The organism is Paracoccus sp. JM45 (genome assembly GCF_003590715.1).
In the GTDB taxonomy this organism is placed as follows: domain Bacteria; phylum Pseudomonadota; class Alphaproteobacteria; order Rhodobacterales; family Rhodobacteraceae; genus Paracoccus.
Window position 1 is genome coordinate 1 of the sequence record NZ_QQVY01000034.1, and the last position, 10,528, is coordinate 10,528.

7 protein-coding genes and 4 pseudogenes are annotated in these 10,528 nt (G+C 57.1%); 4 read left to right on the top strand and 7 right to left on the bottom strand.

The annotated features are described in order from the left end of the window. The 4 genes and pseudogenes from DWB67_RS16985 to serC form a co-directional block, all read left to right on the top strand. Positions 1-222, top strand: a pseudogene (locus tag DWB67_RS16985) (IS3 family transposase); the annotation flags it as partial. 36 nt (positions 223-258) lie between these two features. Next, positions 259-429, top strand: a pseudogene (locus DWB67_RS18505) (IS110 family transposase); the annotation flags it as partial. Positions 430-688: 259 nt separating this feature from the next. Then, a complete protein-coding gene (locus DWB67_RS18715; protein ID WP_220475176.1) occupies positions 689-862 on the top strand; it encodes an integrase core domain-containing protein in 174 nt (57 codons plus the stop codon). 102 nt (positions 863-964) lie between these two features. Next, on the top strand, positions 965-2,242 hold the full coding sequence (gene serC / locus DWB67_RS17000) for a 3-phosphoserine/phosphohydroxythreonine transaminase (protein ID WP_220475177.1): 1,278 nt from the start codon (positions 965-967) through the stop codon (positions 2,240-2,242). 221 nt (positions 2,243-2,463) lie between these two features. Here serC and DWB67_RS17005 read toward each other — a convergent pair. From DWB67_RS17005 to DWB67_RS17035, 7 genes and pseudogenes are all read right to left on the bottom strand, one after another. After that, positions 2,464-2,782, bottom strand: a pseudogene (locus tag DWB67_RS17005) (transposase); the annotation flags it as partial. A 463-nt stretch (positions 2,783-3,245) separates the two neighbouring features. Next, a complete protein-coding gene (locus DWB67_RS17010; RefSeq protein WP_119808749.1) occupies positions 3,246-4,970 on the bottom strand; it encodes a sulfite reductase flavoprotein subunit alpha in 1,725 nt (574 codons plus the stop codon). A gap of 19 nt (positions 4,971-4,989) precedes the next feature. Then, the gene (locus tag DWB67_RS17015) at positions 4,990-6,702 is read right to left on the bottom strand and encodes a NirA family protein (protein ID WP_119808750.1); all 1,713 of its coding nucleotides are present in this window, start codon (positions 6,700-6,702) and stop codon (positions 4,990-4,992) included. A gap of 34 nt (positions 6,703-6,736) precedes the next feature. Next, positions 6,737-7,204, bottom strand: a complete 468-nt coding sequence (gene cynS, locus DWB67_RS17020; protein ID WP_220475178.1) for a cyanase — start codon at positions 7,202-7,204, stop codon at positions 6,737-6,739. A gap of 25 nt (positions 7,205-7,229) precedes the next feature. Beyond that, entirely contained in the window at positions 7,230-8,957 is a 1,728-nt protein-coding gene (locus DWB67_RS17025; protein WP_220475179.1) for a bifunctional protein-serine/threonine kinase/phosphatase, read from the bottom strand. 75 nt (positions 8,958-9,032) lie between these two features. Then, complete coding sequence (locus tag DWB67_RS17030) at positions 9,033-9,893, bottom strand: formate/nitrite transporter family protein (protein ID WP_119808752.1); 861 nt, start codon at positions 9,891-9,893, stop codon at positions 9,033-9,035. 475 nt (positions 9,894-10,368) lie between these two features. Next, positions 10,369-10,528: pseudogene (locus tag DWB67_RS17035) on the bottom strand (IS6 family transposase); the annotation flags it as partial.

The following is a 10,528-nucleotide window of genomic DNA, read 5'->3' on the forward strand; positions in this document are numbered from 1 at the left end:
TATGATAACGCCCTCGCCGAGACAATAAACGGCCTCTACAAAACTGAACTGGTCCATCGCCAGGGCCCTTGGCGCAACATGCAGGATCTGGAAATGGCCACCCTCGGCTAAGTTGATTGGTTCAACAATCGCCGGCTACTGGGCCCTATCGGAAATATCCCGCCAGCTGAGGCAGAAGAGAACTTCTATGCACAGCGCAGCTTGCTCGATATGGTCGCGTGAAATGAAGCTATAGGTCTCCGACAGACCCGGGGCGATTCAATGCGCTTCGTGCCAGTAAAGTCGGCGGACCGTCAGGCGGCGCGGCTCGATCACAAGGCACGGGACTTCCTGGTTCGGCAAAGGACGCAGATCGTGAATGCCGTCCGCGCGCATTTGGGCGAGTTCGGGGTCGTTGTGGCGAAGGGGATCCATAATGTTGATCGTCTGCTGGAGGCGGCCCGTGTCTAGAACTGCAAGGATGGCAGCGCCTCGCTGGCACTGATGATCAATTGCCACACCCGCGAGCTTCTAGGTTGGCATCTATCGCGCTCGGGCAAGGCCACGACCGCCAGCGCAGCCCTCGAGCACGACCTGATCGCCAAATTCGGCCCACTAAGGCAGGGTCGAGCAGGAGTTCCTGCTCAGGTCTGACAATGGTCTCGTATTCACCAGCTGTCACTTCACGGCTCTGGCGCGCAGCTACGGGTTGAAGCAGGAGTTCATCACCCCACACTGCCCCCAACAAAACCGCCTGGCCGAGCGCGTCATCCGGACACTTAAGGAGCAATGTGTTCACCGCCATCGCTTCGAGAGCATCCAGCATGCGCGCCGGGTCACCCACGAAAACTTCCCCATTCATGCAACACTTCACCGCCCTTGAGCAAATCCAAGGCTGCGCCATTCTGGCTTTAACGTTTGGCGGATCTGGATCCTAGAGATGATCAAGGCTTGCCCCAATATCAGAATCACTTAACGCGTGTCCGTGTTTCACCTGTTCCTGAAACATTGTGGCTTCACGTACCAAAGAAAAACGCCCCAGTTGGCGCAATGCAGAAAGCGAAACCAAATGAACTTTGTGGGTTCACATATCCATCCGGCTCTTGCTGGTTCTCTTAGTCCACAGATTTCACCGGAAAAGGTTATCAATTTTAGTCCCGGCCCAACGTCCCTGCCTAAGGCCGTAGAGAATGTTATTGCTGCAAGCGTCAATAAACCCGGACTTACATCCTTGGCGTTATCGCACCGTTCACCCGAATTTCAGGAGATCCTGAATCATACGGTGGCATCTGTCAGATCGACGATGGATATTCCGGACAACTACGCGGTGCTATTCGCCCATGGCGGGGGTCATGGCCAATTCGCGGCCGTTCCGTTGAACCTCTGTCCTCATACCTCTGATACCGCGACCTATGTCGTTAACGGAACTTGGTCGCTAAGGGGTGCCGAAGAGGCAAAGAAGTATTGCAAAGTTCATGCAATTGACGGTCGCGATCCTGAAACCGGCGCCTATACGTGTTTCCCCGCCCTTACCGAGGAGAACATCAGTGCTGACAGCCGGTATATATACCTTTGCTCGAACGAAACCGTCAACGGAATTGAACTTCACAGACTACCAGAGTTGCCAGAAGCACGGAAGCATATTCCTTTGGTTATCGATGCCAGCTCCGATTTTGCGACCAAACCTATTGACTGGGTGAATGGTGGCATCGGGGTCATCTTCGCTTGTGCATCTAAAAATATCGGTCACCCGGGGCTAACCCTTGTTGTTATCCGCAAGGATCTGATCGGCGAAGGGAAAGCGTCGCCGCTCTGCCCGGGTGTTTTTAACTATACTATAAATACCGACGCCGAAAATTTGTGGAACACACCGGCAACCTTTAATATCGAGGTTGTTGGGCATCTTATGGACTGGATCAAAGACGAAGGCGGAGTCGACGAGATAGAGCGTCGCAGTATTGCCAAAGCACAAGCATTGTACGACGTTATTGATGCATCCAATGGCTTTTATGGTACGCCGGTGACGAACAGGTCGCAGCGAAGCCGAATGAATGTTCCGTTTAATTTGATGGGCGGCGACGAAGAGCTAACCAACAAGTTTCTAATTCAAAGTTGGGAAATGGGCATGATCGGCCTGCGTACACTTACACCGTTCGGCGTCGGAGATTATCTAAGAGCAAGCATCTATAATGGCGTAACTACCGAAGACGCAGAAAAGCTGTCGGAGTTTATGCGCAATTTCGCAACGAAACATTCTATTTAACGGATACCCGCTGACCTGCCCCCTGTCGGTCCCTCATTCATAACGAGTGTCTGAAGTTTGGCGTCTGGTATTCGGCTTCCCCGTCTGGCGCAAGCGCGCCGGGCGCGGAGATGAATTTTGGTCGTAAAGTGGAAGGTAGTACAGAAAGCGATCCTTTAGATCGTTTTCCCACCGGACGTTCTTGAGCGCCCGAAACCCTAGCATGAAGTCCCCCTTTAGCCGCCGCTGGCCTGATAGCACGCGCGGATCACGGTGCTATCAACCATTTGCAGGGCATCTGGTGCAGCCCCACTCTCTTTCAGGGCATCAATGATTTGCTCCCAGAGACCTGCCAGTGTCCAGCGCCGGAACTGTCGGTAAACAGCTAGACCACTTGCCAAATCGCTCCGGCAGATCGCGCCATGGGGAGCCAGTTCTGGCAATCCAGAAAACACCATTAAGAACAAGGTGGTGATTGGTTGCTTTGCATCCGTCCGAAGCGCGGACAGTGCGAATGAAATGTTCAAAAAACATCCACTCCTCGTCCAACATGGGTTTCATGCCAGGCTGATTCACTTTGCAGATAGCAGGTCGAAACACATCCATTCCCCGTCGTAAATCCCTTTTGTCAACCGATCCTAACGCGCTAATTGATCCAAATTTAACCGTCCTTAATAACCATGAACAACGTGTCATTAGCACACGCAATTTTGCCAGTTCCAATGTGGCGGGTGGTTACACAACGGCGGAGATTCTCGCAGCATTTCAGAATAATCTCGATACATTGCCTCCCGACATAAGTGATTGGGTCTAGGAGAACAGGTAAAAGGGTTGTGTCCCAAAGTTTGTTGCAGGTTAGTTATGGCCCGTTTTTAATGATATCAGGCTGCGAGCGTAGCAAACAGCTGCGGTCGTAGAATAATAATATCCAGACTAATGCACCTTTCAGCATGCCAGAAGGTTTGCGACACGTCTCAGGCTGTGGCTGTGTTGTCAATTTGTGCGATATTGAATATTGGATAGTTTAATAGACGTCTCGTCGATAACGATGGTCGTGAACAAGCCGTTCTACGTAAGCGGCAGCTGATCTAGCATCCATCTGGCCGGCATCGGCGATTATATGATGCAGCGCGCGGTCTACGTCGGCGGCCATGCGCGCGGCATCGCCACAAATGTAAATTGCAGCTCCGCGTTCCAGCCAGGCGAAGACTTCGGAAGCGTCGCGGCGGATCATATCCTGAACATAAACCTTATCCTGCCCGTCACGCGACCATGCCAGCGACGTACGGGCAAGCAAACCCGTCGCGCGCCATCCTTCGATCTGGTCGCGATAAAGATAGTCGCGCGCTTCGGTCCGATCCCCGAAGAATAGCCAGTTCTCGCCAGTGGCATTACGGGCCTCGCGCTCCTCGAGGAATGCGCGAAACGGGGCGATCCCTGTGCCCGGACCTATCATGATCAGGGGCCGGTCGTCTTCGGGGGGGTGAAAATGGCTTGCCTGCTGCACGAAGACACCCACGGTGCTTCCCGGTGCAATCCGCCCCCCAAGAAAGGTCGAGGCGCAGCCCTTTCGTTCGGTACCATGCAGGTCATAGCGCAGCTCACCCACGGTAAGGTGGACTTCGCCGGGATGTGCCTCGGGCGAAGATGAAATCGAATAGAGCCGCGACTGAAGCGGCCGCAACCCGTCAATCAGAACCTGCGGCGTAAGGCCTGGCACACCATGTCGCAGCAGATCGATGACTTGGCCATCGGCAGGCGCGTCCGGAACGGCCCAAGCCTTCCTCGTGGCGGGGGTGACAAGGGTCAGATCAAAGCGCAGCAATGCGGATCGCAGTCGGGCCGGACCCGATTTCAGGCTGACGGATTCTGCACCCGTAAAACCCGCGGCGGCAAGAAATGCCGAAATTTCTGCGGGATCGTTCACCGGCCAGAGGCCCAAGGCGTCCCCCGCGCGATAGTCCAGGTCCGGACCACCCCCGGCCAATGCAATCTCGACGTGATTGACGACCTTGCCCGGTCCCTGTCCGCTAAGACGCCGCACATCAAGGACCGTCGCCGTAAAAGGTCGCTGTTTGGTAAAAACCGGCTCGGCAGTGTCTGGGAACGGTTCGGGCGCGCGCGGGGTGCCTGCTGCATTGGCAAAAGCTGGCGTTGCGAAGACATCTTCTTTCCAGACAGCGAAGTCGTCCTCGTAGGCGGTATCGCAGAACACAGCGTCGCGGATCCGCGTCGCCCCGAGTTCGTGCAGCCGGACGTCGACTTCTTTGGCGATTTTATTAAAGGCAGGATAGGAAAGATCGCCCAAACCGCAGACGCTGAACTGCAATGTCGGCGGCAGTTGTTGCGCGTCGGAATTCATCAGCGCGGTGTGGAACCGCTTGGCGTTGTCGCAAGGTTCACCTTCGCCGGTGGTTGCCACGATAATCAACAGGTGCTCGACCTCGGCCAGTTCTACTAGCGTCACGGCATCAAGATCAGAGATGGTCGCATCAAAGCCTTGAGTCGCAGCGAATTTCCGAAGGTTCTTCGACAATGCTTCGGCGGTTCCGGTCTGGGAACCGAAAAGCACGCGCAATGCGCTGCCCGTGGTTCCTGTATCACCGGCCTCCTGCGCCTCGACGATCGCGGAAAGACCGGCAAGCAGGCCGTCGACGAACAGACGTTGTGTCTTGTCGAACGGCGCATCGACAGGAAGACGGCTTTCGCCTGCAACTGACAGTGCGGAACCGAACGAAGGGGGGAACATTTTCACGACAAGCTCCTTGTCAGATGGGAACGACGCTGCGATCAAGCAGGCTGGGCAAAGCGTCGTCGGGCAGGCGACGCACAAAGGTCAGAAATGCCTCTCCGGGATCACGCCGATCGAGATAGCGGGCGACGATGCCTTCCACCGTCATATTCAGATCGGCGGCGGGGATCGGTCCGGGCAAAGCACGCGCGATGCCCTCGTCGGCATCGGTGCCGCCGCCCAGCACGACCATATACCCCTCGTTCCCGTCGGGCAGGGTCGCCCCCATCAGGCCGATATCGCCGATGTAATGCTGGGCGCAGGAATTGGGACAACCGGTCAAATGGATGTTGATCGGTGCATCCAGAGCAAAACGATCCTGCAAATGGCGTACCAGTGCGGTTCCGTCGGCCTTGGTATAGGCCAGACCGAACTTGCAGGCCCATTTGCCCGTGCATGCAACCGCGCCGGCGGCAAAGGCCGTCGCATCGGTCGCCAGACCGGCCTCGGCAAGGTGTGTGCGTAGTTCTGACACCCTTGCTACAGTAATATGGGGCAGCAGCACATTCTGCCACACCGTCAGGCGCAGGTCGTTATCCCCTACGTCAATCGCCGCCTTACCAATAAGCCGCATTTGCGCGGGTGAAAGACGACCCATCTCAAGCGCGATACCAAGGTAGTGACGGCCATCCGATTGTAGATGCGCACCGATATGGCCCTGACGATCCACCGCCGCGCGGGGCGCATCCTGTTCCGTCCCCTGCCGTAAAAGCATGATGCCACGGGCGTCCAGCTTTTCCTGTGTGCGGTCCAGAAACCAGTCGACGCCCTGTTCATCCAGCAGGTATTTCAGCCGGGCGCGTTTGCGGTTCGTCCGGTCGCCATGTTCGACAAAGACATGCAACATGGCAGCCGCGACGCGGGCAGCTTCAGCGGGTTGGCACAGGGTGCCGGTGTATCGGGCGAAATCCTTATGTCCCGTGATGCCGCCCAAACCGATGCGGCAATACACCCCGGGATCAAGCGTCCCCCCCGCACCCACCGTCACTGCCTGAAAAGCGATGTCGTTGGTATCGGCAACACAGGACACCTTTCCGCCCCCGTCAAATGCCACGTTGAACTTTCGCGGCAACCCCTGAAGCGCGCGGGTCTGGGCAATGGTCTGTCCCAGTTGAATTGCCTGATCGCGCAGATCCGCAATTTCGACCGGATCAAAACCTGCCGTGGGCGAGGCTGTGATATTGCGGGCGGAATCGGCACCGGACCCGTGGCAGGACAGCCCGACCTCACGCAGTGCGAAATGCACGTCAAGAACGTCCTTTGGCGCGATATTGCGCAGCTGTAAATTGCCACGGGTGGTGACATGGGCAAAACCACCGGCCAGATCCTCGGCAATGCCCGCAAGTGCGATCATCTGGTCGCCGCGCAGTTGGCAGGAAGGCAGACGCAAACGGCACATATAGCCTGCATCGGCAGGCTCGACGTTGAAAAACCCCCAATGCCGCAAAAGAAACTGGTCAAGCCCTTCGGCAATCAGGCCACGCGCCGTCCAGTCCTCGATCACCTCCCACAGGTCGCATGGATGGGTTTCATATTTGCGCAGTTCCTCGCGGCACAGATCCTCGACGGGGGTACCATAGACGCGCTCGGGTGCGGAAGCGGCCGACACAGGGCTGAAGGCGCGGTCAAGGCCCAGACCGGCAATCGTCTTTGCAAGATAATCCTGCTGCTCGGGCGTAAAATTTGTCATGCGAACTGTTCCATAGGAATGGCTGACCGGGTGATCACCAGTTGTTGTAGGACAGGTATTTTCCCGTCATCTCGACCTTCACACGGTCACCCTTGGCATTTTCGACGCGGGTCACGCTCATATCGAAATCGATGGCCGACATGATGCCGTCACCGAATTTTTCCTGTATCAGTGCCTTCAGTGTGGGACCGTAGACGCCGACAATTTCATAGAAGCGGTAGATGCAGGGATCCGTCGGCACAGCCTGCGTCCAGACCTTCGTCGGGCTTTCCGCCAAAACCTCGACAGCCTCATCCGGCAGGCCCAGAAGATCGGCCAGCGCGCGGGCTTTTTCGGCGGGCATCGCGTTCATGCCGGTCGCCGCGGAATGGGTCCACACAGGCGACATGCCGATCCGATTTGCGATATCTTCCCACCCGAGTTTGTCTCGCTTTTTTGCGCGCAGGATCAGGATCGCGACATCCTCTTTGGTCATGTCCTGAGCGGTGTCGATGTCTTTCATGTCATGGGTTCCTATCTTAGGGGTGTCAGGTTCGGGGCCAGACAAGGCTAGCCAGAAGAAGAATGGTGAGGCAGGCGGACATCCCTTGCCAGAAACGCAATGGCGCGCGTTCCATCAGTGGTTGATGCCTGGTCGGGCGGGTGCGGGCCGTGGGCGCCCGCAATTCGGCAAGAAATTCCGACATCGCATCGTGGCGCCGCAACGGGTCGGGATGCACGGCCCGCTTCAGGGCGGCGTCCATCCATGCGGGCACGCGCGACCGTTCGTCTGCACGAACCGAACGATAGACAAGACGCGCGGCATCGCGCCTGCTTTGAACCCTGGCCGCGCGTGTGCCGTACGGAAGCTGTCCGCGCAGCATCTCATAGGCGATGGTGCCAAGTGCATAGAGATCCGACCGCCAGCTTGCCGCATCGCCGCTTAAGTATTCGGGGGCGGTATATTGCCACGTCCCCAGCCCGTATCCGATGACCGACGATGGGGCTGCCTCGACTACGCCCGCAACCCATACGGCGCCGAAGTCGATGATTTTGACGGTGCCCTCGTGGTCGATCATGATATTTTCAGGCCGCAGGTCCTGATACAGCATTTCCCGACGGTGGAAGGCACGCAGACCCGTCACGATCTGGCTCAGGATGTCCCGAACGGCGTCGAAATCGGGGGTGGGCGTGTCATGCATCCACTGCCGCAGGGTTCGCCCCTCAATCCATTCGGTGACGACGTAAAGGGCGGTGCGTGGTTGGGACGGGGCAATGGCACGCAGGACGTGGGGATTGTCGATGCGTCGGGCGATCCACTCCTCCATCAGCAATCGTCGGATGGCGGCAGGATCGTCGCGGGTTTCGGTGGACGGGATCTTCAGTGCGACCCGAGCCCCGTCGGGGCCGCTGGCCAGAAAGACATGGCTGCGGCTGGTCGCATGAATATGACGAATGATGCGAAACCCGTCGATCATCGCGCCGGGTGCAGGCAGAGGCGGTACCGGAAGGCAGGCCATGTCGGGCAGCAGCGCGTCGCCTGTGTCATCGGGCAGCGCATCGATCCGCAGGATCTGCATCGACAGGTTGTCATCGCTGCCATGATCAAGCGCCTGCTGCGCCAGCACTTCGGTCATGTCCATCAGATTGGCGGTCGGGGTGATCGCATTAAGGATATCGCATGGATGAAGCCAGTCGTGCACTCCGTCCGTCGTCATGATAAAAACGTCGCCCTCGCGCAGCGGAACTTCGCGGTAGTCGACTTCGACCTGCGGGGCGACGCCAAGGGCGCGGGCCAGATAGCTGCGTCCGTCAGAATAGGACCGGTGATCCCAGGTCAACGGTTCAAGCGTGCCGTCCCGTAGATGCCATACGCGACTGTCGCCAACGTGCAGCACATGGGCCGTGTGCCCTTTCAGAACCAGTCCGGCAAAGGTGCAAACATAGCCCTTGTCAGAATCGCGCGCACCGCTGCGAAGAGTTTGCCCGTGTAACCACGCGTTGGTGGCTGCGATGACACGCCCGGCAGAGCTGCGTACGCTCCAGCTGTCTGGGGTGCAGTAGTAATCAGTCAGAAACGCAGCGACGGATGTTTCGGCGGCCTCTTGTCCAAAGGCAGAGGAGCTGATGCCATCGGCAATGGCAAATGCCGCCCCCTTCAGCGCCAGCTTGCGGCCCGTTGGCCGGACCGACCCGATCGCATCCTGGTTTTCAGGTTTGCGTCCGGCACCTGTAAAGTGCCCGATGGACACAGCAAGGGTCGCGTCGTCTTTCATGTCCTTGGGCATCCGCTCACCTCAATTGGACGCAGGGTGCGGCAGGGCCGGAAGATACCCGACCCCGCCTGCGGATTATTCGGCGGGGCCGGTCGAGGCCAGCGGACTGACCGGACCATGCGAGGCGACGGCGCGCCGCGACGGCGACGTCTTGTAATGCGTCGCATAAAGCATCGCACCCACAAAGGTCACGCCGCCGATCAGGTTTCCGATCACGGTCGGGATTTCATTATAGATCAGGTAGTCACCCCAAGTGAATTCAGCCCCCAGCAAGATCCCGATGGGGAACAGGAACATGTTCACAATGGAATGTTCAAACCCAAGGTAGAAAAAGACCAGGATTGGCATCCACATCGCCATGATCTTGCCGGACACCGACGATGACATCATCGCCGCCACGACGCCGGTCGAAACCATCCAGTTGCACATGATGGCACGAACAAAGAGGGTCAGCATACCGCCGCTTCCCGCCTCGGCATAGCCAACAGTCCGCGCATGTCCGATGTTCATCAACCGCTGACCTACATCGTTCGGTTCAAGTGTGAAACCCATGGTAAAGGTGATTGCCATAAAAATGGCCGTGGTCAGCGCACCAGCAAAATTGCCAAGGAACACAAGCCCCCAGTTCCGCAGCATCCCCTTCACCGTGACACCGGGACGTTTGTCGAAAAGAGCCAGCGGCACCAGAGTGAAAACACCAGTCAACAGATCGAATCCCAGAAGATAAAGCGTGCAGAACCCGACCGGAAATAGCAGTGCACCAATAAGAAAGTTGCCTGTGTTCACAGCAACCGTGACAGCAAACGCCGCAGCAAGCGCGAGGATCGCGCCCGCCATATAACTGCGGATCAGCGTGTCTTTTGTGGACATGAAGACCTTGGCTTCACCCGCATCGACCATCTTGGTCGAAAATTCCTGTGGCTGGATATACGACATCCGTGCGTCCTTCCTGCTTGGCTGCAAACTGCAAGCCGAGTTGTAAAGAGCGTCTTTCGCGATCGTTTTGTCAAACTATTGGGATCGCGCCCGTCGGGCGAGTGACGCTGATAGGGAATACGAGCCGTTCGACAATGCCGGATCAGCACTGCGGTTCGGAATACGAAACTCAGATTCAAGTACCTACGCCACGTCGTTGCGGCCGAGCGAGCGCTGTTGCCCATATCACAATTTTAAATTCGGGATGTTTTTCACTTTCAAGCCGGCAGAGGTGAGCGCGGGCATGGGGCAGTAGCTATCGATTAAATTGTAGGCGGATACATATAAGTTGCTTGGTTTTCGTACAGAGAAAGAACCGGCGGTCTTGCATAGATCTAATTGCAATCGAACCCCGATGCGTAAAACAAGCTTTCAAACGAACTGGGTTGTGTCGCAAAGTTTGTTACTTGATATGTATGGACAGCTTTCGATGATATCAGGCCGCCAATGCGGCAAACTGTTGGTCTGGCCTAAGGTAGTTATCTCTGAGCTGGCCCATGCGGATCATGTGGGCTGTTTCTATTCCGGCAAGTGTCGCTTGGGCTGAGTGAAACGCCTTGAAGCCTTGCATCGGTCCTGTGATCCGCTTGATGAAG